This window comes from Christensenellaceae bacterium 44-20, assembly GCA_041223705.1.
GTDB lineage: Bacteria > Bacillota > Clostridia > Christensenellales > Christensenellaceae > QANA01.
Genome location: JBCLQU010000003.1, coordinates 175,191 through 198,466 on the forward strand (window position 1 = coordinate 175,191; position 23,276 = coordinate 198,466).

Below are 23,276 nucleotides of genomic sequence, written 5' to 3' on the forward strand. Positions count from 1 at the left end.
AAAAGGGGGGGTATGGGGGCTTGCCCCCACGTCAGCCCAAGGCCCTTGACCTTATTTCGTATGCTCGCCCAAAAGCCCCTGCCTGCCGCACGGGCTTTCTTTGCGCCGCTCTTTTTTCATCCCCTAAAAGGGGTATGGGGGCCGTGCCCCCATGACTAAGAGTGGCCCTTGACCTTTTGCCCCCATGTTTACCTATTGCCCTTGCCCTTCTGCCTTCCCCCTATTTCTCTATCGCGAAAAAATCCGCCCGGGCGGCGGGGTTGCCGGCCAGAATCGAGCATCCCTTGCCCAGGGTGATGGGGCTGCCGTCTATCTGAGTGCATGCGCCGCCCGCCTCGGAAATGATGATGCTGGCCGCGGCATAATCCCAGGGCTCGAGCACCATCTCAAAAAAGAGCGCCGTGCGGCCGGCGGCGGTGTAGCAGAGGTCCAGCGCGGCCGAACCGCTGCGGCGAATATCCAGCGAGACGGCGTAGAGCTTTTTGAGCAAATCAAACGTCGGCTCGGCCAAATCCGGGTGATAGGGGGAAGTCCCGAAGCCCACTGTGCCCTGAGCCAGGCCGCGGCTGCCGCAGGAAATGCGCGCGCCGTTCAAAAACGCGCCTTTGCCGCGCTCCGCCGCAAACACCTCGCCCAGATACGGGTTATAGACCACCCCGGCCTGCATCTGCCCATCCCGGGCCAGGCCGACGGAGATGCTGCTGTGGCGGTAATCCGTGATGAAGTTGGTCGTCCCGTCGATAGGGTCTACGATGAACACATCGCCCTGCCGGGGCAGGATGCTGCTCTCGCCCTCCTCGCCCAGAAATGCCGCCTGGGGGAAGGCCGCCTGCAGGCGCTCCTGCAAAAACTGCTGCACGGCCACGTCGTATTTGGTGACGAAGTTGGCCTTACCCTGTTTGGACGAGATATCTTCCTGCCCGGCGTGCGCGCCCAGCATAATTTTGCCGGCCTCGCGCACGGCGGAAATGATGGCTTCCAGCATGATAAAATCCTTTCCCTCGTTTGAAGAGCGCGCCCGTTTTGGCGCCGGTTTTCTTTTAGCATACGGCGGCCGGGCGGCCTTGTCAAGGGGCGGCGGATGGCAAAAATGCCGGTTTTAAGGCATTTTTTTGCAAAATTCCTGCTGAAATATTTGACATTGCATTTTTGTTCTGTTAGACTGAAAGAGTTAGCTAACAAATCTAGATATGAAATGACTAAGTAGAGGTGTGAAATGGATACGCAACTGGAGGCAATCCAGGAGACCCCGAAGGGCGTCTCCGCAGCGGACAATCGGATTGCCACTAAGTTCAAGTTTTGGCCGCTGATTCGCTTTGTGTTGCCAACGATGGCGATGTCGCTGTTTATGGCACTGTTCAAATCTGTCGACGATGGGCTGTTTGTCTCGCAATTTGTGGGCAAGAATGCGCTCTCGGCAGTCAATATTGCTTTTCCTATCGTCATGGGAACCTGGGGCATCGCGATTATGTTTGCCACGGGCGGTTCTGCCATCGCCGGAAAGAAAATTGGGGAAGGAAAGCCCCAGGAAGCCCGGCGGGATTTTACCAGCGTCTGCATCATCGCGGCAATTGTAGCGGCGATTGTGGCGCTGCCCTGTGTGATTTTTATGGAGCCCATCATGCGGCTTCTTGGCGCAGATGATTCCATCATGGGCTACTGCGTGGTCTACGGCAATCTGCTCATCGGAACGATGCCCTTCTCAGTGCTCTCGCCGATATTCGAGTTTTTCTATGTGACGAGCGGCGCGCCCAAAATGGGCCTTGTGAGCACGGTGTTGCGCGGCGCGGTAAACATCTTTTTAGACTATCTGTTTATCGTCGTCCTGAAATTCGAGGTTTTGGGCGTCGCCCTGGCCACAGCCGCCGGCGATCTCGCGACCTGCCTGCTGGGCTTTTGCTTCTATTGCAACAAGAAGCACGCCGTGCACTTTGCAAAGCCCTCGACGAACTGGGGCAGCCTGCTGGGGCATTCCTGCAAAAATGGCATGTCCGAGATGCTCAACCATATGGCCATGGCCGTTACCGGCTTTATCATCAACGCGACCATGCTGCGGCTCATCGGCAAAGACGGCGTCGCGGCAAACGGCGTCATCGGCAATTTGAGCTATATCATGTCGTCCATGTTTATCGGCTTTTCTAACGGCATCGCGCCTGTCTATAGCTACAACTACGGCAACCAGGATCACAAGATGATGCGCCGCCTTGTGCGCTATAGCCTGACGTTCCTGGCCGTGGCCAACTGCGCGACGGTGATCATCTGCCAGCTGGCCGCAAGGCCGCTCATCAGCATTTTTATCACCCAGGCCAAGGAGCCCGAGCTGTTCCAAATCGTGCTGGACGGCCTGCGCATCTATGCGCTGTGCTTCTTCTTCAACGGCTTTGGCATCGCGACGTCCGGCATGTTCGCCGCGCTTTCCAACGGCAAGGTGGCGTCTATCGTCTCTGTCACGAGGAACATGGTGCTGACTGTCGTGCTGACTGTCGCTTTCTCCTATGCCTTCGGCCTGACGGGCGTGTGGGTGGCGACTCCCGTGGGCGAGTTTATCAGCTTCTGTCTGTGCATGTTTTTGATTTACAAGTACCGCAATGTCTATGGCTACGGCAAGGAGCAGCTTGCGCCCATCGCAGAATAAGGCAAGACGACCAAAAGAGAGCATTCCTGCTCTCTTTTTTGTACCCGATTGATAGAACGCAGTAACCTGCCAGCCCTGCACGCGCCGCTGAAAGCTGGTTAGTCAGAAAGCAAATGCTCGCACAGTCTCTGCTTGCCGCACGCACTATCTCCGTATGCCGTGCGCAGCACCTCCTGCGGAGGGCAATACCCGATTGATAGAATGCAGTAACCTGCCAGCCCTGCACGCGCCGCTGGCAGTTAGCCAGCCATAGAGCAAATGCTTCCTCATTTTCTGCACTCCTGTCCGCGCCGCTTTCTATACCCGAATGACAGAAATGCGGAAACTGTTGGCCCCATCCGCGCCGCTGAAGGCCAATTTGCCAGAAGGCAAATGCTCTCCCGTGTTTTGCGCGCCGGAAGGTCAAGGGCCGCTCTTAAACATGGAGCTTCGCCCCATACCCCAATAAAATGGCAGAATTATACTACTTTTCCATTTTTATCTGCAATTCAGTGCATTGATTATGCGATGGATCATATGCAAGTTTAGAGAAACAGGAAAATTAGGAATAACTCCTTGTTTTCTTACCCACTTTTTCGCCATTCCCTTTTTCCCAGTCGTGGGGGTATGGGGGCTATGCCCCCATGTTTACCCAGAGCCCTTGACCTTCTGCCCCATGTTCACCCAACGCCCCTGCCCCTCTCAAAACTTCGCGCACGCGCGCCCTGCCAGCGCATAGTATGAGAAGGAGCGGAGAAAATTTTTCTGAAAAAAATATCTTGACAAATCCGCCCCCTGGGATTAGACTATCCCTAACAAAACAAACCGATGAGCAAGAGGAGTAAGCTTTCAAAGCTTTCAAAGAGAGCCGCCGATGGTGGGAGTGCGGCAAAGGGGAGAGAGCCGAATGGACTTGTGAGGGCAAACCGAACGATGCATTGCATCTAGTAGGGGAGACGGAGCCGCATCTTCGTTACAAACTGTATCACATGTTAGTGTGAATTGAGTGGGCGCGCTTTTTGCGTCAAACTGGGTGGCACCGCAGGAGTATACCTCTTGTCCCTGTTATGGGGGCAAGGGTTTTTTTATTGCCTCCGCACAAAATTCATCAATATTTTTTTGGAGGTATGAAACATGAAGAAAATTGCAACTATCGCCCTGGCGCTGCTCATCGCAGCGCTGATGCTGGTCTCTTGTGCCAAGCCCGTGCCCGGTGCTTCCGAGCCGGCTGTGCCCGCAGAGAGCGAGAGCGCTTCTCCCGAGGCCGAAAGCTATAAAATCGGCGTCATCCAGTATGCGACGCATCCCTCCCTGGATAACTGCTATAATGGCTTTGTCCAGGGTCTGAAGGAAGAGGGCCTGGTGGAGGGCGAGAACCTCACCATCGATTTCCAGAACGCCCAGGGCGAGGTCTCCAACGCAGATTTGCAGGCCAAAAACATGGTAACCAGCAAGTATAACCTGCTCTGCGGCATCGCGACTCCGGCGGCCATGTCCTGCTACAGCGCGGCGAAGGAAGAGGGCGTCCCGGTCATCTTCTCGGCGGTTTCGGATCCGGTGGCGGCGGGCGTCGTCCAGAGCCTGGAAAAACCCGGCTCGGTCGCTTCGGGCACGGCGGATAGCCTGAACCTGGAAGGCCAGATGAAGATGATCCGCGCGTTTTTGCCCGAGGCAAAGAAAATCGGCATCATCTACACGACCAGCGAGCCCAACTCGGTAACGCATCTGGAAAAATTCAAAGAGCTGGCGCCGAATTACGGTTTCGAGATTGAGGCTGTGGGTGTAACCAACGCTTCGGAAGTCGGCACGGCGGCGCAGACGCTCATCACAAACAAGGTCGACTGCATCAACAACTTCACGGATAACAACGTGGTGGATAACCTGAGCGTGGTTCTGCACGCGGCCAACGAGGCCAAGATTCCTGTGTTCGGCTCGGAGGAGGAGCAGGTGAAGAACGGCTGCCTGGCGTCCGAATCCCTGGATTACGTCGAGCTGGGCAAGGAGACCGGCCGCATGGCCGCCAAGGTGCTCAAAGGCGAGGCAAAGCCCGCGGATATGGCGGTTTCGGTCATCGCGGCCAGCACCCCGGTCTACAACAAGACTGTTCTGGACGCCCTCGGTCTGACGCTCCCGGCGGATTACGCTTCCGCGGCAGACCTCTCGGCGGCACAGTAAGCAAAGGCAGAAAAATGGGGCGGGCCAGGCTGGCCTGCCCTGCTGCTGTTTTGGGGGGGAAGGTCAAGGTCAAGGGCCATTCTTAGCCATGGGGGCACGGCCCCCATACCCCCACTATATTATAATGAGAGAATAGTGCGGGAAGAAGGTGCGTGCGGCGGGCAGAGCACGGCGCGCTCCTCTCTATCCTCCTTTCCAAGTAACGGGGTATGGGGCGGGAGCCCCATGATTACCCATCGCCCTTGACCTTTCGGCAAAGCGGCGGGCAGAACGTGGCGTGATTCCCTCTATCCCCCCTTCCCAGTAATGGGGTATGGGGCGGAAGCCCCATGATTACCCATTGTCCTTGACCTTTCGGCAAAGCGGCGGGCAGAGCATGGCGCGCTCCCCTCTATCCTCCTTTCCAAGTAACGGGGTATGGGGCGAAAGCCCCATGATTACCCATCGCCCTTGACCTTTCGGCAAAGCGGCGGGCAGAGCATGGCGCGCTCCCCTCTATCCCCCTTTCCCAGTTATGGGGTATGGGGCGGGAGCCCCATGTCCACTCACCGCCCTTGACCTTCAAGCGGCGCGTGCAAATAGAGCAATCTCCACAAAACTATCAATCGGGTGTGTAAAAATGAGTTTGGAAATCATCGGCGGCCTGCTCGAAAACATCTTCGAAGAGGGCCTCATCTATGGCATCATGGCCATTGGCGTGTATATCACCTATAGCATCCTGGATTTTCCGGATCTGACGGTCGACGGCAGCTTCCCGCTGGGCGGGTGCGTGGCCGCGGCCATGATCGGCGCCGGGGCAAACCCGCTGCTGGCCTGCCTGGCGGCGCTGCTCTGCGGCATGGCGGCCGGGTGCATCACCGGGCTTCTGCACGTCAAATGCAAAATCACGGATCTGCTCTCGGGTATCCTGACCATGACGGCGCTCTGGTCGGTCAACCTGGTGGTGACGGGCGGCAAATCCGTCCTGCCCTTTTATGACCTGCCCACTATTTTCAACAGCGGCCTGGCGGCGCTGCTCCCGGATGGGCTGTATGCGCACCGGGTGGTCATCATCGGGGCGGTCTGCGTCGTCGCCGTCAAGCTCATCGTGGACTTGTATCTCAAAACCAAATCCGGCCTGCTGCTGCGGGCGGTGGGCGATAACCAGAGCTTCGTAACCTCCCTGGGCAAAGACCAGGGCAACCGCAAGATTCTGGGGCTGGCCCTGGGCAACGGGCTGGTCTCGCTCTCGGGCTGTGTGCTGGCCCAGCAGGCGGAAAGCGCCAATATCTCCAGCGGAACGGGCATGGTCGTCATGGCGCTGGCGTCCGTCATCATCGGGCGCACGATTTTCGGCCGCCTGCGCATCATGAAGAGCACAACTTCCGCCGTCATCGGCGCTTGCATCTATAAGGCATGCCTGGCCGTCGCCATGCAGCTGGGCCTGCCCACCAACTACCTCAAGCTGCTCATGGCCGCCATCTTCACGGCCGTGCTGGTTTCCAACAACCTCGGGAGGAAAAAACATGCTGAAATTCGATAACATCTGCAAAACCTTCAACCCGGGCACGCCGGACGCCGCAGTCGTGTTCCAGAATTTCAATCTGGAGCTGGAGAAGGGCGAGTTTCTGGCCATCGTGGGCAGCAACGGCAGCGGCAAGACGACGCTGCTCAATATCCTCTGCGGGAGCATCCCGGCAGATGGCGGAAGAATCCTGCTGGCCGGGGAAGACATCACCCGCCAGAAGGAGCACAGGCGCGCGGCCAAAATGGGGCGCGTGTTTCAGGATCCTTCCCGGGGCGTCTGCCCGAGCCTGACGGTGCTGGAAAACATGGCGCTGGCCGACCGCAAGGGCAGGCCCTATGGCCTCTCCTGGGGCGTGGATAAAAAGCGCCGGGGCTATTATCAGCAGCAGCTGGAGCGCCTGCATCTGGGGCTGGAAAACCGGCTGGGGCAGAAGGTCGGCTCGCTCTCGGGCGGCCAGCGGCAGGCGCTGGCTTTGCTGCTCGCCACCATGACGCCCATCGATATTCTGGTGCTGGATGAGCACACCGCGGCGCTGGATCCGAAGTCTTCGGAAAACGTCATGCGGCTGACGGATGAGCTGGTGCGCGAAAAGGGTTTGACGACGATCATGGTAACGCACAACCTCAAATACGCCGTGGAATACGGTTCCCGGCTGATTATGATGCACGGCGGCGCCATCGTGGAAGACCGCGGCGGCGAAGAAAAGCAGAAGCTTGCGGTTGCGGATCTGCTGGGCGTGTTCAACGCCATCAGCGTGGAGTGCGGGAACTAGGGGAAGGGCAGAAGGTCAAGGGCCATGGGTAGCCATGGGGGCGCGGCCCCCATACCCCCAATATATGAAAATAGCAGGATAGTGCGGGAAGGATATACGCGCTATCCTGCTATTTTATTGGGGTACAGCCCTTTGGCTGTTCAACTTCTCTGCTCTTCCCTGGCGCGGAACAGCGCGGGAGAGCATTTGCCGACAGCGAAACCGGCTTTCGGCTTCGCGTTCGGTTATGAAAGTTTCTGTATTCCTATCATTCGGGTTTGGCGGCGCGTGCAAACGCCGCCCCGGCATTCGGGTATTCTCCTGCACAGGAGAGCATTTGCCCTTTGGCAAGCTAGCTTTCGGCTTCGCGTGCAGGATTGGCAGATTTTGCCACCCTATCATTCGGGTATGATTATTCGGGAAATTCTTCTTCCTGCATGAGCTCCTGCAAATCTTCGGCGCACAGGCAATTTGCCTGTTCCATAAAATAGGGGCAGAATGCTTCCAGCGCAGAGCGAATCTGCGCTATCTTTTTTTGGGGCGGCAGGCTGTCTTGCCGCACAATCAAATAGACTTCCCGCAGCGCCGATTCCAGATAAAGCTGTTCATCAAAGCAGCGGATATTGCGCAGCTCCTGTGCGGCTTCCAGCAGGTGCCGCGACAGCGTGCGGTAGATTATTTTGGTCGTTTCATCCATGGTCTGTCTCCTCTTTCGGCGTTTTCCCGGAATCAAAAAACAGCCCGGCATGTGGGCTGTTTTCTATCGGCTGAAATCTAAAAGCGCCGCCGGCTCTACACCAAGTGCATCTGCGATGGAAAAAAGCGTCTCGATAGAGAGCGGAGATACCAGGCCAGGCGCTTCCACCTGCCCCAGCCACTGCCGGCTGATGTCTGCCGCTTCAGCAAGCTGCTCCTGTGAAAGCCCCCTGAGCCTGCGATAATATGAGATGTTTAACCCGATTTTGATAAACCGTTCGTTGCGCAATTTTTCATTCATTTCCAGCTTTTTCCTCTGGATATAGTATAACCTCAAAAAACGCGCAATGGAATTTGCCTGCGCGCGTCTGTTGTTGGCCGCAGCATAGCACCTGCTATGTGATTATCTTAGCAGGTTTTTGGGAAGATGTCATTTCCCTGATTGAGGGTAACCTCTTATCGGGGTATCAAAAATTATCTGCCCCGCACGCGAAGCTGGGAGCCGGCCCGTGTTCCCGCGCTATCCTATTATGATAATAGGGGGTATGGGGGCCGTGCCCCCATGTTAAAGAACCGCCCTTGACCTTTTGCCCCAAATAAAAAAGCAGCCTTTGGGCTGCTTTTCATTTTCAATATGCGCTTTTAAACCTTCTCGAACCGCTCAACGGGCAAAACGAAGATCGTCGCGCCGCCCACCGTAACCTCCACAGGGAAGGGAGAATATGTCGCCGTGCCGATAGAGCCGATGGAAACCAGCTCTTTTCTGCTCTTGCTGTGCTCCTCGATGATCTGGATCACCTGATCCACCTTGTCGTCGTCCGTGCCGGTAATGAGCGTCGTGTTGCCAGCCGAGAGAAACCCGCCTTTGGTGGCAATTTTGGTTACGAAGAAACCTTCCTGCGTGAGCGCTTCCGAGACAACGCCGCTGTCGTCTTTGTTTACGATGGCAAATACCATTTTCATAATACGTTCCTCCTCGTCCTGGAAAACAAAATACCATTCCCGCTGATATTGAAGTTATCTTACCATGTTCCCGCCCAAAAAACAACTGGTTTTGCGGGGAGAAAAAATCTTCCGCGGAAAAATTTTCTTCTCCTAATTTTTCGCCGCGGCGCAGGCAGTTTCCTTCCGGCGCGGCGCATTTTTCTGTAGATAGTATGCCCGGGCGCGGCTTTTTGATACAGAGCGTGCGCTAGGCGCGGCCCAGCCGGAAATTTTCGATGAGCTCGCCGCCGATGCTGATGGAGCCGCCCGAGGGCGGAACCTGCTCCCTGGGCACCCATTTGGCGTCGGCAATTTCGCTCTCCTGAAGGCGCAGAGCCGGGCTGCCGTCCAGCTCGGCGGTAAACCCGATCATGACGGTATCCGAGAACCCCCAGGGCTGGCTCTTGTAGTAGCGCACGTTTTTGACCTTGATGCCGACCTCCTCCATCACTTCCCGGTGTACAGCCTGCTCGAAGCTCTCGCCAATCTCCACAAACCCGGCGATCAGCGCGTAGCTGCCGGTTTTGGAATTCACATTGCGCGCCATGAGCAGTTTCTCCCCATCCGAGATGGCCACGATGATGGCCGGGCAGATTTTGGGGTACTCGGTTAGCCCGCAATTCGGGCAAACCCGCGCCCGCTCTGCCTGGCTGGGCAGGGTTTTGGCGCCGCAGCGCCCGCAGTACCTTCGGCTCTGCTCCCAGCGCCAAAGCTGGCAGGCCGTGATGCCGCCAAAGGCCATCCAGAGCGGCTGCATCGTGCGGAATGCCCGGGTAGATTGCCAGCAAAACCCTTCCGGCAGCTCGCCCGGCGCGCTCTGCGCCAGGAAAAAGCCCGTCTCATCGATGCAAAACAGCCGCTCATATTCTGTTTTTGGCAGATCCGAAATTTTTGGCAGAAGGCCGTCTTTGAGCAGAACCCCCTGCTCGCAAAAACACAGCGCCAGATCCTCCGGCCCGGGCAGGCCGGGGCGGTAGGCGTTGTCAAAACAGTGCGGCGCAATATCCTGTAACATTTCCTCTCATCCTTCCTCTGCAAAACGCAAAAAAGAGCAGGCTGGCCCGCTCTTTTTCTCTGCCTAATAGCCCAGCTCTTCGTCTACGATGACGATGTGGTATTCGCGGTCGGGCAGGGCGCGGTCTTGAACCGAAGTGATACAGCACATGCGGTTGTCGTTGTCGCAGTCTACGCATCTGCCCGCCTTGGCGCATGCGGATTTGCCGCTGCCGTGCAGGGAATGCTTGGGGCAGGTGACGTTCTTTAGGTGATCCCATGCCGTCTCGTAATCCGGGAAAATCTTGTTCTTGCCCACGACCAAAATCACTTTCTTTGGCCCGTAGATCATCGCGCCCACCCGGTTGCCCACGCCGTCGATGTTGATGAACGTGCCGCGCTCGGTCATGGCGTTGGTCGAGCAGATGTAGGCGTCTGCCGTCATGCCCTTATCCAGGGCGATCTGCGGGTCTTTGCCCTGGGAGTTGTAGAGCGTCGTGGAAAAAAGCTCGATGCGCTCGTCGTCCGTCCGGGCGTCCTGCTCCAAAAGCGCGTCCCAAATGCCGCATTCCCGAAGCGAGGCGCTGCCGCCCTTGCCGATGGAGCGCACGCCGGCCAGCAGCTCTTCCATCACCAGCTTTTTGGCCGCAGCGCTGTCTTTGCAGAAATAGCCGTGGTAGCCCTTGCGGTTTAGCGTTGCGATGAGTTTTTCGTAATCCATGTTACGATGTTCCCCTTTCCTTATCTCGCGCCTTCGCGCAGTTTCATTATACTGCATTTTTCGCGCTCCCACAACCGCCGGCCGGGCATGTTTACCAAATGTTTCGGTTTGACAAGCGCCCGAGATTCGGTATAATAATATCGATAGCAAACGATTGATTTTTGGAGGCGCAGAATGGGGGAGCAAAAAAAGCCGTTTGAAGCCATTTCCAGGCAGGCATTGCAGAGGCTGCCGCTGTATCTGAACTATCTGCGGAGGCAGAAGCAAGAGAGCGGGCATATCTCCGCGCCCGTCATCGCGGCAGATCTCGGGCTGAACGAGGTGCAGGTGCGCAAGGATTTGGCGGCGGTCAGCTCGCAGGCGGGCAAGCCCAAGAAAGGCTTTGATACCGCCCTTTTGACGGGGGATATCGAGCGCTTTTTGGGCTACGACAACGTCAACCGGGCCGTGCTGGTGGGCGCGGGGCATATGGGCAGCGCCCTGCTCAGCTACCGCGGCTTTTCGGAATACGGCCTGGAGATCGTCGCGGCGTTCGACAACTGCCCCGGCACTATCGGCCAGAGCATCGGCGGCAAACCCGTGCTGGCCGTGGAGAAACTGCCCAGCCTCTGCCGGCGGCTGAGGGCGCATATCGGCATCATCACGGTCCCCTCGGCCAGCGCCCAGGATGCCTGCGATGCGTTGGTGGCCGGGGGCGTCCTGGCCATCTGGAATTTTGCCTCGGCGCATCTTCTGGTGCCCGAAGGCATTTTGGTTTATCACGAAAACATGGCGGCCTCGCTGGCCGCGCTCTCGCAGCACCTTCGGGAAGCCATGCGGGAGGCCCAGGGGGAAGCATGAATCTGACGCATCTCAAATACGCAGTAGAAGTAGAAAAGACCGGCTCGATCACCCGGGCCGCAGACAACCTCTTTATGGGCCAGCCCAATCTCTCCAAGGCCATCAAGGAGCTGGAACAGCAGGTGGGCATCACGATTTTCCGGCGCACCTCCCGGGGCGTGGCGCCCACGCGCCGGGGCGAGGAGTTTTTGGCCTATGCCAAGGCCATTTTGGAGCAGATCGAGGAGATGGAGGCCATCTACCGGCCGGGCAGCCAGAGGAGCAGCCTGCATCTCTGCATTCCCCGGGCCAGCTATCTCTCCTATGCCTTCGCCCAGTTCGTGCGCAGTGTGGATTTTCAAAAGGAGATGGATGTTACTCTGCGGGAGAGCAACGCCCTGGATGCCATCGCGGGCGTGGCCGAAGGGGAGAGCGCCCTGGGCGTCATCCGCTATGCCCTCTCCCAGCAGGGCTTTTACGGCAAACAGCTGGAGGAAAAGGGGCTGGAGAGCGAGCTTTTGTGGGAATTTGCCCCGGTGGTGCTGTTTTCCGCCCAAAACCCGCTGGCAGAGCAGGAGCAGCTCTGCCCGGAGCAGCTTAGGGGCTATATCGAGCTGGTGCACGGCGATCTGGATGCCGCCCGGCCCATGGCCCTGGCAGATGCCCGCCGCGCTCAGGCCGAGCGGCAGGAGAAAAAGGCGATCAGCGTCTATGAGCGGGGCAGCCAGCTGGAGCTTCTGGCCGCCGTGCCCGCGGCCTATATGCTCTGCTCGCCCCTGCCCGCGGCCATGCTCGCCCGCTATGGGCTGGTTCAGCGCCCCTGCCTTGGGGCAGAGCGCTATCAGGATGTGTTCATCTTCCCCCGGGGCTTCCGGCCCACCGAGCTGGAGCAGGCGTTTTTGGAGCAGGTGGTGGCCGTGCGCCAGGAAATCGCCCAGGCCGGGCAGGCCTAGCGGCACGGATTTTGCCGAAAAAAATCGAAATCAGTACAGATATATCGATAAATATATATCGATATATCTGTTTTTGCATTTCCCCAGAAAAACTACATATGCTAAACTTATAGTAGCAAAAGGGGCGGAACGCCCAAGGTTTGTGAATAAAGAAAAGGAGAGACCATCATGGCAAGATTTACACTACCAAGAGATCTGTATTATGGAAAAGACAGTCTGGAAACGCTCAAAACCCTCAAGGGCAAAAAAGCGATCATCGTCGTGGGCGGCGGCTCTATGAAGCGCTTCGGCTTCCTGGAAAAGGTGGAAAACTACCTGCACGAGGCCGGGATGCAGACGCAGCTGTTCGAGAATGTCGAGCCGGATCCGTCTGTGGAGACGGTCATGCGCGGCGCGGCGGCCATGCGCGAGTTCGAGCCGGACTGGATCGTTTCCATCGGCGGCGGATCGCCCATCGATGCGGCCAAGGCCATGTGGGTCTTTTATGAATACCCGGACTGCACGTTCGAGCAGCTCATCACGCCCTTCTCCTTCCCGGAGCTGCGCCAGAAGGCGAAGTTTTTGGCTATCCCCTCCACGTCGGGCACGGCCACGGAGGTGACGGCATTCTCGGTCATCACGGATTATCAGAAGGGCATCAAATACCCGCTGGCGGATTTCAACATCACGCCGGATGTGGCCATCGTAGACCCGGCTCTGGCCGAGACCATGCCCAAAACCCTCACGGCCTATACCGGCATGGACGCCCTGACCCACGCCATCGAGGCGTATGTCTCCACGGCGGCCTCGGTGTTTACGGATCCGCTGGCCCTCAAGGCCATCAAGATGGTGTTCGACTACCTGCCCGCTTCCTACGACGGCGATATGGCCGCGCGCGAACAGATGCACTATGCGCAGTGCCTGGCCGGCATGGCCTTCTCCAACGCGCTCCTTGGCATCGTGCACTCCATGGCGCATAAGACGGGCGCCGTCTTCTCCACCGGGCATATCACCCATGGCTGCGCCAACGCCATGTATCTGCCCTATGTCATCCGGTATAACGCCAAGGATGAGCGCGCGATGCGGCGCTATGCTGAGATCGCCGATTATGCCGGCATCCCCGGAAAAACGGCCGAGGAGAAGGTGCAGGCTCTGCGCGAGAAAATCTGGGCGTATAACCAGAAATTCGAGATTCCGCACGATATGAAAGCCTTTGGCGTAGATGAGGCGGAATTTAAGAGCAAAGTGGCAGAATTCTCCAAAAACGCCGTGGGCGATGCCTGCACGGGCTCCAACCCCAGAGCGATCACCCCGGAGCAGATGGAAAAGCTCTTCGGCTGCTGCTACTACGGCACGGAAGTGGATTTTTAAATAGCTAGCTTCTCTAAAACCATCGCCCGCTGGCAGCGCGGCGGGCGGTGGCTTTTCTCGGCAGGGCCCCCAAAAAGGCCCTGCCCTCTTATATAGCGGAAATTTTGGGAAAATTTGAAAATTTTTCCGCCCAGGGCAGAATTACCAGCGGAATTTTTCAGACAAATATGATAAAATAGAGCTGGAGCAGCCGGGCAAAACCGCCGGCCGCCAAAAGTGCAGAATTCTCTTGCATCCGGCAGAAAATGGGTATAGGATCAAGAAGAGATAGTCTCCGCAGATGCGGGGCGGGAAATTGATAAAGGAAAAGGAGAAGGGCAGTGTATCAGATTAAGAGAAAAAAAGAGCTGAACCCCACGGTTACGCTGATGGAGATCGACGCGCCGCTGGTTGCGGCCAAAGCAGAGCCGGGGCAGTTCATCATCCTGCGCGTGGATGAGGCGGGGGAGCGCATCCCGCTGACCGTCGCAGATTACGACAGAGAAAAAGGCACGGTTACCATCATCTTCCAGATCGTCGGCGCGACGACGCAGGCCCTGAATCACAAGCAGGAAGGCGAGTTTATCGTGGATTTCGTGGGCCCGCTGGGCACGCCCTCGCATGTGGAAGGGCTGAAAAAAGTTGCTGTGGTGGGCGGCGGCGTGGGCTGCGCCATCGCGTATCCCATCGCCAAGAAACTGCACAGCCTGGGCGCAGAGGTGCATAGCATCGTGGGCTTCCGCAGCAAGGATCTGCTGATTCTGGAAGACGAGTTCAAAGCGTGCAGCGATAAATACGTCGTCATGACGGACGACGGCAGTTATGGCCAAAAGGGCCTGGTAACCAACGCCCTGGAGGAGCTCATCAAGAGCGGCGAGCAGTACGACGAAGTCATCGCCATCGGGCCGCTCATCATGATGAAGTTCGTCTGCAAGCTGACCAAGCAGTACGGCATCAAGACCATGGTCTCCATGAACCCCATCATGATCGACGGCACGGGCATGTGCGGCGGCTGCCGGCTGACGGTGGGCGGCAAAACCAAGTTCGCCTGCGTCGACGGCCCGGATTTCGACGGCCACGAGGTGGATTTCGACGAAGCCATGGAGCGGGGCACCATGTACCGCGAGTTTGAGCGCCATGCGCACGAGAAAACCTGCCAGCTGTTTGCGAAGGAGGTGCAGTAGTATGCCCAATATGTCTTTAAAGAAAAACGAGATGCCTTCCCAGGCGCCGGACGTCCGCAATAAAAACTTCGGGGAAGTCGCCCTGGGGTATACAAAGGAGCAGGCCATTGATGAGGCAAACCGCTGCCTGGGCTGCAAGAACAAGCCCTGCGTCGGGCATTGCCCGGTGGCCATCGATATTCCCGCGTTCATCGGAAAAATCAAAGAGGAAGATTTCGAGGGCGCCTATCAGATCATCCAGAAGAGCAGCTCCCTGCCCGCAGTCTGCGGCCGGGTCTGCCCCCAGGAGACCCAGTGCGAGGGCAAATGCGTCCGCGGCATCAAGGGCGAGCCTGTGGCCATCGGCCGGCTGGAGCGCTTTGTGGCCGATTGGCATAATGCCCATGCGGAAAAGAAGGCGGATGCGCCTGCCAAAAACGGCCATAAGGTCGCCGTCGTGGGCTCGGGCCCTGCGGGGTTGACCTGCGCAGGCGAAATGGCCAAGCGCGGCTACGATGTCTCGGTGTTCGAGGCATTGCATCAGGCGGGCGGCGTGCTGGTCTACGGCATTCCGGAGTTCCGGCTGCCCAAGAGCATCGTCCAGAAGGAAATCGACGGCCTCAAGGAAATGGGCGTCGAAATTGATACCAACGTCGTCATCGGGCGCACGCTCTCGGTGGATGAGCTGTTCGATCAGGGCTATGAGGCCGTGTTCATCGGCTCGGGCGCGGGCCTGCCGCGGTTCATGAATATCCCCGGGGAAAACCTCAAGGGCGTCTATTCCGCCAACGAGTTTTTGACCCGCGTCAACCTGATGAAGGCCTATAAAGAGGAAAACCCCACCCCCATCATGCATGCGAAGAAGGTGGCAGTCGTGGGCGGCGGCAACGTCGCCATGGATGCGGCCCGGTGCGCCAAGCGCCTGGGGGCGGAGGAAGTGTATATCGTCTACCGCAGAAGCGAGGCAGAGCTGCCCGCCCGGGCGGAGGAAGTCGAGCATGCGAAGGAAGAGAGCATCATCTTCCAGCTGCTGACCAACCCGGTGGAAATCCTGGGCGATGAGAGCAAGTTCGTCTCGGGCATGAAGTGCGTGCAGATGGAGCTGGGCGAGCCGGATGAATCGGGCAGAAGACGCCCGGTCGTCAAAGAAGGCAGCGAGTTCGTGCTGGATGTGGACTGCGTCATCATGTCCATCGGAACGTCGCCCAACCCGCTCATCAAATCCACCACCAGCGGCCTGGATACCCAGAAGTGGGGCGGTATCATCGCAGATGAGAAAACCGGCCAGACTTCCCGGGAAGGCGTGTTTGCCGGCGGCGACGCTGTAACCGGCGCGGCCACCGTCATCCTGGCCATGGGCGCGGGCAAAGATGCCGCGGCGGCCATGGATGAATATATCCAAAATAAGAACAAATAGCGCAAATTAGCGTCCGCCAAAAGACGGAGCATCCCATTGGGAGAAGTGCGGCGGGCAGCAGCCCGCCGTATTTTTATAAAGAGGAAAAGCGAGGGAGAGAGCCATGCAGGGCTATTTGAGACTCAAAGAATCCAACTGTAAAAACTGTTATAAGTGCATCCGGCACTGCCCGGTGAAATCCATCCGGTTTTCGGGCAACCAGGCGCATATCGTGGAGGACGAGTGCATTCTCTGCGGCATGTGCTTCATGGTCTGCCCGCAGAACGCCAAGGAAATCCGAAGCGATGTGGAAAAGGCAAAGGCGCTCATCGCCAGCGGCGCGCCCGTCTATGCCAGCATCGCGCCTTCCTTCGTCGCCAATTACGACGACGCCACCATCAAATCCATGGAGAAGGCGCTGAAAATCCTGGGCTTTGCCGGGGCGGAGGAGACGGCCATCGGGGCGACCATCGTCAAAACCCGCTATGAGCAGATTCTGCGGGAAGGGGCGCAGGATATCGTCATCTCGACCTGCTGCCACTCGGTCAACACCCTGGTGCAAAAGCATTTTCCCGAGCTGACCAAGTATCTGGCAGACGTCGTCTCCCCCATGCAGGCGCACTGCGCCAAGCTCAAAAGCGAGCATCCCGGGGCGCATACCGTGTTCATCGGGCCCTGCATCTCCAAAAAGCAGGAGGCCGAGGCATACCCCGGCGCGGTGGACTGCGTGCTGACGTTCGAAGAGCTCTCGGGCTGGCTGGAGCAAAAGCAAGTTTCCGTCGGCAAGGAGCCGGATGAGATTGCCCCCGGCCGGGCGCGCATGTTCCCCACATCCGGCGGCATTCTGCGCACCATGAACTGCGACCAGAAGGAGTATACCTACCTGGTGGTAGACGGCACGGAGAACTGCATCAAGGCGCTCAAGGATATCGCCGAGGGCAGGCTGAAAAAATGCTTTATCGAGATGTCTGCCTGCCAGGGCAGCTGCGTCTCGGGCCCGGGCATGGAGAAGAGCCACCGGGCGCCCGTGCGGGAATATATCGCCGTGAATGCCTATGCCGGCAGCGAGGATTTCGCCGTTCAGATGCCCCCCGAGGGGGAGCTTAGAAAAGAGCTGGCTCCCCAGCCCCTGCGCAGCCCGACTCCCGGCGGCTCGGCCATCGAGGAGATTTTGCGGCAGATGGGCAAAACCCGCCCGGAAGACGAGCTCAACTGCGGCAGCTGCGGCTACGACAGCTGCCGGGAAAAGGCCATGGCCATCTTCCAAGGCAAGGCCGATCTGTCCATGTGCCTGCCCTTCCTCAAAGAAAAGGCGGAATCCTTCTCGGATAAGATTCTGCGCAATATCCCAAGCGGCGTCATCGTGCTAAACGAGCAGATGCAGGTCCAGCAGATCAACCCTGCCGCCTGCGAGATCGTCAATCTCAAAAGCCGGCAGGATGTGCTGGGCGAAAACATCGTGCGCATTCTGGACCCCCAGCCCTATTTCGAGGTCTACCAGACCGGCCGCAATATCCGGGATAAGCGGGTATATCTGGCCGAGTATAAGCGCTATGTGGAGCAGAGCATCATCTACGATAAGAGCTACCATATCATCCTGGGCATTTTGCGGGATATCACCGCCGAGGAGGATAGCCGCGCCAGCCGGGAGCAGATCGAGCGCCATACCATAGAGGTAACCAACCAGGTCATCGAGAAGCAGATGCGCACGGTGCAGGAGATCGCCAGCCTGCTGGGCGAGACGACCGCCGAAACCAAAGTCGCTCTGACAAAGCTCAAGGAGTCGCTGGCAGATGAATAACCTTTGCATGGATATCGGCTATTACAGCCTGAATAAATTCGGCGAACAGCTCTGCGGAGACCATGTGGATGTGGCCCAGAGCCCAGATAGCAGCATCGTCGTGCTGGCCGATGGGCTCAAGAGCGGCGTCAAAGCCTCCATCCTCTCGACGCTCACCGCCAAGATTCTGACGACCATGCTGGAAGGCGGCATGGAGCTGGAGGAGTGCGTGCGCACCATCGCGGCTACGCTGCCCGTCAGCAGCGAGCACGGCGTCGCGTATTCGACGTTCTCGGTCATCCGCACCATAGAGAACCGCGAGGCCGAGCTCATCGTCTACGACAACCCGCATATCATCCTGCTGCGCGGCGGCAAGCGCTATGAATTTCCCAAGACGATTCTGGAGATAGACGGCAAGACCATCTATATGGCCAAAATTCCCGTGCAGCTGGGGGATATCTTTATCGCGCTCAGCGACGGCGCCATCGGCGCCGGCCCGGGCAAGGCCATGAACCCCAACTGGAAGCGGGAAAATATCGCAGATTTCATGGAGATGATGGCAGACGGCGATTTTACTGCCAAGACGCTCGCCACCATGCTCATCGGCGAATGCGAAAACCTCTATGGCGGCCAGCCCCAGGATGATACCACGGCCTGCGTCGTCAAAGTGCGGGAGCGAAACCAGGTGAATTTGATGATCGGCCCGCCCAGCCGCCGGGGAGATGAAAAGACCATGATGAGCCTGTTTTTCTCCAAAGCCGGCAAGCATATCGTCTGCGGGGGGACGACCTCCCAGCTGGCGGCGGATTTTCTCGGCGTGCCGCTGGATACTTCTGCGGATTACCTGGATCCCGAAATCCCGCCGACCTCCAAAATCGCCGGGGTGGACTTGGCAACCGAAGGCGCCATCACCATAAACCGCGTGCTCAGCTATGCGCAGAACTATCTGGAGGATAACCAGAGCTATGCCCAGTGGAGCTATAAGCCAGACGGCGCTTCGCAGATCGCCCGCCTGCTTTTCGAGGAGGCGACGGATATCGATTTCTATGTGGGCCAGGCCATCAACCCGGCGCACCAGGATGAGGGCTCGCCCGTCAACTCGACCATCAAAATGCGGCTGATCTCCGAGCTGTCCGAGTGCCTCAAAAAAATGGGCAAGCGCATCAAAGTCAGCTATTTCTAATGCGACAGCGATGGAACGCGCGCGCCCGGATTTACGGCTCATCATCAGCCGGATTTGTGCGGTTTGCTGTGCCGCCGCCAAAATGCCTTTCTATTTTATTTTCACATATATTTCCTATCTTTATCTTATCTAACTTCTTTTCAAAAAGCGCAGGGTGTTCCCTGCGCTTCTTTGGTGTTGCTTTTCAGCAAAGGAAAGAGTATACTGTTGATAATCAATATTATAAGGGCGTGAAGCGGGAATAAGAGGCCTGTTTTCTGCCGGGGGAGGAAGGAAAATGTATCAGGAAGCACCAGGGAAAAAGAAGATGGTTGCGGCAGCGATCGAACTGCTCATATGCTCATTGTTCTTTGCAATTTTTCTTGGAGGAGGAAGCGCGAGCGCGGTAGTGGATTCGGTAAAAAGCTTGGGCGGAAAATTTCTTATCGTGGCGATCCCTATTCTGACTATTGCCATAGGAATTCCCGTTTTTATGGTAGTTGCCAGCATTTTTGGGCTCACCCGGGCAAAACGGCCGGAGAAATGCAAAAGCTGTCAGACGCTGGGTGTTGTGATGATACTCGCGGGCGTGCTTTTCACGGGAGGTATTCTGTATGCAATCATTCATGTATTTGGGGTAGACATGGCGTTTCGCTCGTCGCTGCTCACGATACTGCTTGCCATGATGGTGCTTTGCCCTGTGCAGTTCTATTTTGGCGCCCGGGAAAACTGGAAATATGCCGAGGAGGAGCGCCAGGAGATGGAAGACCGCGCCGCCAGAGAGGCCGCAGGCCTGCCGCCCCGCCGGTTCCCCTTCAACTAACCCGCAAATCATCACAGCAAAAAAGGAGCAGTTTCTGCTCCTTTTTTATACCCGATTGATAGAGGGGCGAAACCTGCCTGTTCTGCACGCACCGCTGGAAGTCCGTTTGTCAGAAGGCAAATGCTCTCCCGTGCTGTGCCCGCCTGTGCCCACTCGCGCCGCTTTTCTACACCCGAATGAAAGGGGCGGCAAAGCCTGCCAGCTCTGCACACGGCGCTATACCCGAATGCTGGGAATGTGCCGTCTGCCTGTTCTGTGCGCCGCTGCCGGTCAGCCTGCCAGAGGGTAAATGCTCTTCCATTATTCCCTGCCTAGCGAACCCCCCTCCCGCTCTGCCCTTTTATGAATCCCAGTAAAGGGGGTATGGGGGCCTTGCCCCCATGATCACCCATAGCCCTTGGCCTTCTTGCCCCGCGGCACCATCATTTTTTGGCAGTTATTCCCTGCTGGCCAAGAGATTGCGCAAAGCGCCGATAAAAAGACAAATGGTTGCGCACAGCTCAATCACAAGGATAAAGTTCAAGCCTGAAAAAAGGATATAAACATAGAAGAGCAGTTGCAAGCCGCTTAAAATAATCAGTGATAAGCATTTGGGAACAGATAGCGCCCGTGAAAAGAGGATACCTAAAATGCCGATTATAAACTGGGCTCCATATATGATGAAAAGGGTTGGCGAAAAAAATGGGGATAGCCTCATGCGAGGCGATAACGTATAGAAAATGAAGAAAAAGCCTAGAATGGCGTGGGCAATACCCGAAGCGATGAGCAGGATTCGGCCAGGTGCATTTGAATGTGTATCCATAGATAGCCTCCTATATTATATTATTCTATATCAATAGCATAACATCGCATTATGAAATTAGCAAGCTATACTCGAATGATGAGGCGGCGGAAGCTGACAGTTCTGCACGTGCCGTTGCCGGTCAGCCTGCCAGAGAGCAAATGCTCTCCCCATTCTCTGCCCGCGCACAAACTCTCTTCCTGCTCTATTTTCCTTCCCCATAAAGGGGGTATGGGGGCTTTGCCCCCATGGCTATCCATAGCCCTTGACCTTAGCTGCCCAAAAGGTAGAAGCCCTTTTCCCCCATGATCACCCATAGCCCTTGGCCTTGTCCATCAGCCTTTCGCCCTTGGGCTCCCCCGCAAATACCCACAAAAAAAGCGCCCAAGGGGCGCTTTTTTTGATTTTCCTAGAAATTGCCGGATTGCTGGGCAGCTGCCTTGTTCTTGGATGCGCCAACCGTGTAGAGGATGGGCAGAACCAGGCCGCAAAGCGCAGAGAAAAAGTTAAATTCTCCCGTGCTCATGGAAGCGATGAGGTTCAGCCCTGCAATCACCAGCATCGTAACGCCCAGCCCCATGCAGGCCTTGGCCTTTTCCGGCTTTTCGCGGTTGGTAATCCCCAAAATTCCGGCGATAAAATTGATGATCACAGAAGCCGAAGCCACCAGCGTGGCCAGCAATAGAATCACGCCCACCATCCCAAGAGAAAGCGAGGCCAGCGATAGGATGAGCGCCGGGATGATGCCAAATAGACTATAAACGCTGAAAATCACGAGCAGAATGCCCGTAACCAGCAGATAATTCTTGCCCGGAGCGCCAGATGTCGATGGATTCATAAAGTAAAAAACTCCTTTTCCTTTTTTCTCTCTATATCCTACTGCGGCCGGGGCGAAAAAGCAATAAACTTCCGACGGCTGGAACAAAAATATTACATTTTCTGTAAGCGTCAGTCCGCAAACTGCTTTTCATTCTCCATAAAGGGGGTATGGGGGCTTGCCCCCATGATTACCCAACCGCCCTTGACCTTATCCAGCTCAAAATGATAGAAGCCCAATCGCCCTTCTCCCTGCTGCTCTTTTTCTTCGCCACTATGGGGGTATGGGGCCTTGCCCCCATGTTTACTGATAGCCCTTTGCCCTCCGAAAAAATACTACATTTCCTACAGACTCTGCGCCAGCCGGTCTGCAAACTCCTTTTGCAGGCCCAAATCCCAGAGCAGGCTGCTGGCGACATACTTATCCCGGATCTCCCGGGTGCCGAGAAACGCCTCCCGGGTCTGGGCGGGGGTAAAGCCCAGGTCTGCGGGCATCATGGGCATCCCGGCCTTTTTCATCAGGTCAAAAATCTGCTGATACGGAGGGACTTCCTCCCGGATGATCTGCAAAATCTCCGGCCAGTGCGCCAGAATGCGGCCCAGGCGCTCCGCGTGCCGGGCAGGGTCGTTCTTTTTCAGGCGATGCTCGACGGCGATAATCTCGGGCGCGGCAGAGCCAAAATACTGCGGCATTTCCGCCTCCCATTGCTCCTGGGAAAACGCGCGCATATGCGCCTCGGCTTGCTCCCGGCTGGGCGTCAGATCTGCAATCCATTCGTAAAGGCGCGCGGCCAGCAGCGTGCCCACGCCCACCTGAATGCCGTGCAAATCGCTCTGCTCGCCCTTCTCAAATGCCCGCATTTCCCACATGTGCGAGAAATAGTGCTCGATGCCGGATGCCGGCCGGGAGACCCCCGCCAGCCCCATGGCAATGCCGGATAAAATCAGCGCCTCGGCCACGTTCTGCACGGCCTGCTGGTCCCGCTCCATCAGCTTATCCGCCTGGGCCACGGTGTTTTTGAGCGAAGTGCGCACCATCTGGGCAATCTCGGGGCAGTAGTATTCCCCGGTAACCAGGTGTGCAATGCGCCATTCGCAGATGGAGATGTATTTGGCCAGCGCGTCACCCAGCCCGGCCTGCAGCATGCGCATGGGCGCGGCCGCCATAACCTCCGTATCCGCAATCACGCCAATCGGGCAGGGGCAGGATAGGCTCACTTTCACGCCCCCCACCACCATCGAGCCCGAGCCCGAGGCAAAGCCGTCCATGCTGGGCGCCGTGGCGACCATGATGCTGCGCTTGCCCGTGGCCGCGGCTAGCATCTTGCCCAGGTCGTTGATGACGCCGCCCCCGATGGCCAAAATGCAGTCGCAGGATGCGTCGAACTTCATGCAGAGCTGCCCTAGCGCGGCCTCGTCCGGCTCGGGCTTGTTTTCCCGCAGCTGCATATAGCCGTAGGAAATCCCGGCGCCGTCCAGCAGCGCCAGCGCGCGCTCTCCTGCCGCGGCATAGGTGTTGGCGTCGCAAATGGCAAAGGGGCGCCGATAGCCCGCCTTTTGCAAAACCTCGGGTAGTTTACTCAAAACCCCTGCCCCAAGCTCCAGATATTTTAACTGCGTCTCGTGCTGCTTGCCGCATGGGCAGTCCGAAACCTGGCCCAGGCTCAGCAGCTGATGAATGCTCAGTTCTGCAAGATTCATGTGCTCTCTCCTTTTTGCTTTCTTTTCCCAGTATACTTTGCTTTTCGCCCCGGAACAAGGATTTTTGCATAAAACGCAGAAATTTTCTATATTGAAAATTCTAGGCGGGAGG

The 23,276-nt window shown here is 57.3% G+C and carries 22 protein-coding genes; 12 read left to right on the forward strand and 10 right to left on the reverse strand.

Going from position 1 to position 23,276, the window contains the following annotated elements:
- Positions 1 to 220: 220 nt before the first annotated feature.
- Positions 221 to 985, reverse strand: a complete 765-nt coding sequence (locus AALG83_09015; GenBank protein ID MEY8383290.1) for an inositol monophosphatase family protein — start codon at positions 983 to 985, stop codon at positions 221 to 223.
- 231 nt (positions 986 to 1,216) lie between these two features.
- On the opposite strand from AALG83_09015, the gene AALG83_09020 reads away from it, so the two are divergent.
- From AALG83_09020 to AALG83_09035, 4 genes are all read left to right on the forward strand, one after another.
- Complete coding sequence (locus AALG83_09020) at positions 1,217 to 2,635, forward strand: MATE family efflux transporter (protein ID MEY8383291.1); 1,419 nt, start codon at positions 1,217 to 1,219, stop codon at positions 2,633 to 2,635.
- A 1,113-nt stretch (positions 2,636 to 3,748) separates the two neighbouring features.
- Positions 3,749 to 4,789: an ABC transporter substrate-binding protein gene (locus AALG83_09025; protein MEY8383292.1), complete on the forward strand. Its 1,041-nt coding sequence runs from the start codon at positions 3,749 to 3,751 to the stop codon at positions 4,787 to 4,789.
- 625 nt (positions 4,790 to 5,414) lie between these two features.
- Positions 5,415 to 6,311 (forward strand): ABC transporter permease, encoded by an 897-nt coding sequence (locus AALG83_09030; protein ID MEY8383293.1) that lies wholly within the window; start codon positions 5,415 to 5,417, stop codon positions 6,309 to 6,311.
- Positions 6,295 to 7,068 carry an ATP-binding cassette domain-containing protein gene (locus AALG83_09035; GenBank protein ID MEY8383294.1) on the forward strand — a complete coding sequence of 258 codons (774 nt, stop codon included), beginning with the start codon at positions 6,295 to 6,297 and terminating at the stop codon, positions 7,066 to 7,068. The genes AALG83_09030 and AALG83_09035 overlap by 17 nt, the downstream gene beginning before the upstream one ends.
- A 391-nt stretch (positions 7,069 to 7,459) precedes the next feature.
- Here the strand turns inward: AALG83_09035 and AALG83_09040 are convergent, their stop codons facing one another.
- From AALG83_09040 to AALG83_09060, 5 genes are all read right to left on the reverse strand, one after another.
- The gene (locus tag AALG83_09040; protein ID MEY8383295.1) at positions 7,460 to 7,744 is read right to left on the reverse strand and encodes a hypothetical protein; all 285 of its coding nucleotides are present in this window, start codon (positions 7,742 to 7,744) and stop codon (positions 7,460 to 7,462) included.
- 63 nt (positions 7,745 to 7,807) lie between these two features.
- On the reverse strand, positions 7,808 to 8,044 hold the full coding sequence (locus AALG83_09045; GenBank protein ID MEY8383296.1) for a helix-turn-helix transcriptional regulator: 237 nt from the start codon (positions 8,042 to 8,044) through the stop codon (positions 7,808 to 7,810).
- A gap of 341 nt (positions 8,045 to 8,385) precedes the next feature.
- Positions 8,386 to 8,706, reverse strand: coding sequence for a cyclic-di-AMP receptor (locus tag AALG83_09050; protein ID MEY8383297.1), 321 nt, complete (start codon positions 8,704 to 8,706; stop codon positions 8,386 to 8,388).
- A 229-nt stretch (positions 8,707 to 8,935) separates the two neighbouring features.
- Complete coding sequence (nudC, locus tag AALG83_09055) at positions 8,936 to 9,742, reverse strand: NAD(+) diphosphatase (GenBank protein ID MEY8383298.1); 807 nt, start codon at positions 9,740 to 9,742, stop codon at positions 8,936 to 8,938.
- A 63-nt stretch (positions 9,743 to 9,805) separates the two neighbouring features.
- Positions 9,806 to 10,441: a lactate utilization protein gene (locus AALG83_09060; protein ID MEY8383299.1), complete on the reverse strand. Its 636-nt coding sequence runs from the start codon at positions 10,439 to 10,441 to the stop codon at positions 9,806 to 9,808.
- Positions 10,442 to 10,615: 174 nt separating this feature from the next.
- Between AALG83_09060 and AALG83_09065 the strand changes: the two genes are divergently transcribed.
- From AALG83_09065 to AALG83_09095, 7 genes are all read left to right on the forward strand, one after another.
- Positions 10,616 to 11,281, forward strand: coding sequence for a redox-sensing transcriptional repressor Rex (locus tag AALG83_09065; GenBank protein ID MEY8383300.1), 666 nt, complete (start codon positions 10,616 to 10,618; stop codon positions 11,279 to 11,281).
- On the forward strand, positions 11,278 to 12,213 hold the full coding sequence (locus AALG83_09070) for a LysR family transcriptional regulator (GenBank protein ID MEY8383301.1): 936 nt from the start codon (positions 11,278 to 11,280) through the stop codon (positions 12,211 to 12,213). The genes AALG83_09065 and AALG83_09070 overlap by 4 nt, the downstream gene beginning before the upstream one ends.
- Positions 12,214 to 12,381: 168 nt before the next feature.
- Positions 12,382 to 13,563 (forward strand): iron-containing alcohol dehydrogenase, encoded by a 1,182-nt coding sequence (locus AALG83_09075; protein ID MEY8383302.1) that lies wholly within the window; start codon positions 12,382 to 12,384, stop codon positions 13,561 to 13,563.
- Between the two features lie 320 nt (positions 13,564 to 13,883).
- Complete coding sequence (locus tag AALG83_09080) at positions 13,884 to 14,726, forward strand: sulfide/dihydroorotate dehydrogenase-like FAD/NAD-binding protein (GenBank protein ID MEY8383303.1); 843 nt, start codon at positions 13,884 to 13,886, stop codon at positions 14,724 to 14,726.
- A 1-nt stretch (position 14,727) separates the two neighbouring features.
- Entirely contained in the window at positions 14,728 to 16,122 is a 1,395-nt protein-coding gene (gene gltA, locus AALG83_09085; protein ID MEY8383304.1) for an NADPH-dependent glutamate synthase, read from the forward strand.
- A gap of 103 nt (positions 16,123 to 16,225) precedes the next feature.
- Positions 16,226 to 17,902 carry a [Fe-Fe] hydrogenase large subunit C-terminal domain-containing protein gene (locus tag AALG83_09090; GenBank protein MEY8383305.1) on the forward strand — a complete coding sequence of 559 codons (1,677 nt, stop codon included), beginning with the start codon at positions 16,226 to 16,228 and terminating at the stop codon, positions 17,900 to 17,902.
- Entirely contained in the window at positions 17,895 to 19,064 is a 1,170-nt protein-coding gene (locus tag AALG83_09095) for a SpoIIE family protein phosphatase (GenBank protein ID MEY8383306.1), read from the forward strand. The genes AALG83_09090 and AALG83_09095 overlap by 8 nt, the downstream gene beginning before the upstream one ends.
- A 282-nt stretch (positions 19,065 to 19,346) precedes the next feature.
- On the opposite strand, the gene AALG83_09100 is transcribed toward AALG83_09095, so the two are convergent.
- Positions 19,347 to 19,520, reverse strand: coding sequence for a hypothetical protein (locus tag AALG83_09100; protein MEY8383307.1), 174 nt, complete (start codon positions 19,518 to 19,520; stop codon positions 19,347 to 19,349).
- Between the two features lie 16 nt (positions 19,521 to 19,536).
- On the opposite strand from AALG83_09100, the gene AALG83_09105 reads away from it, so the two are divergent.
- Positions 19,537 to 19,866 (forward strand): hypothetical protein, encoded by a 330-nt coding sequence (locus AALG83_09105; protein ID MEY8383308.1) that lies wholly within the window; start codon positions 19,537 to 19,539, stop codon positions 19,864 to 19,866.
- 436 nt (positions 19,867 to 20,302) lie between these two features.
- Here AALG83_09105 and AALG83_09110 read toward each other — a convergent pair whose 3' ends face one another.
- From AALG83_09110 to AALG83_09120, 3 genes are all read right to left on the reverse strand, one after another.
- The gene (locus AALG83_09110; protein ID MEY8383309.1) at positions 20,303 to 20,668 is read right to left on the reverse strand and encodes a hypothetical protein; all 366 of its coding nucleotides are present in this window, start codon (positions 20,666 to 20,668) and stop codon (positions 20,303 to 20,305) included.
- A gap of 388 nt (positions 20,669 to 21,056) precedes the next feature.
- Positions 21,057 to 21,485: a hypothetical protein gene (locus AALG83_09115; protein MEY8383310.1), complete on the reverse strand. Its 429-nt coding sequence runs from the start codon at positions 21,483 to 21,485 to the stop codon at positions 21,057 to 21,059.
- A 323-nt stretch (positions 21,486 to 21,808) separates the two neighbouring features.
- A complete protein-coding gene (locus tag AALG83_09120; GenBank protein ID MEY8383311.1) occupies positions 21,809 to 23,164 on the reverse strand; it encodes a sn-glycerol-1-phosphate dehydrogenase in 1,356 nt (451 codons plus the stop codon).
- Positions 23,165 to 23,276 lie beyond the last annotated feature (112 nt).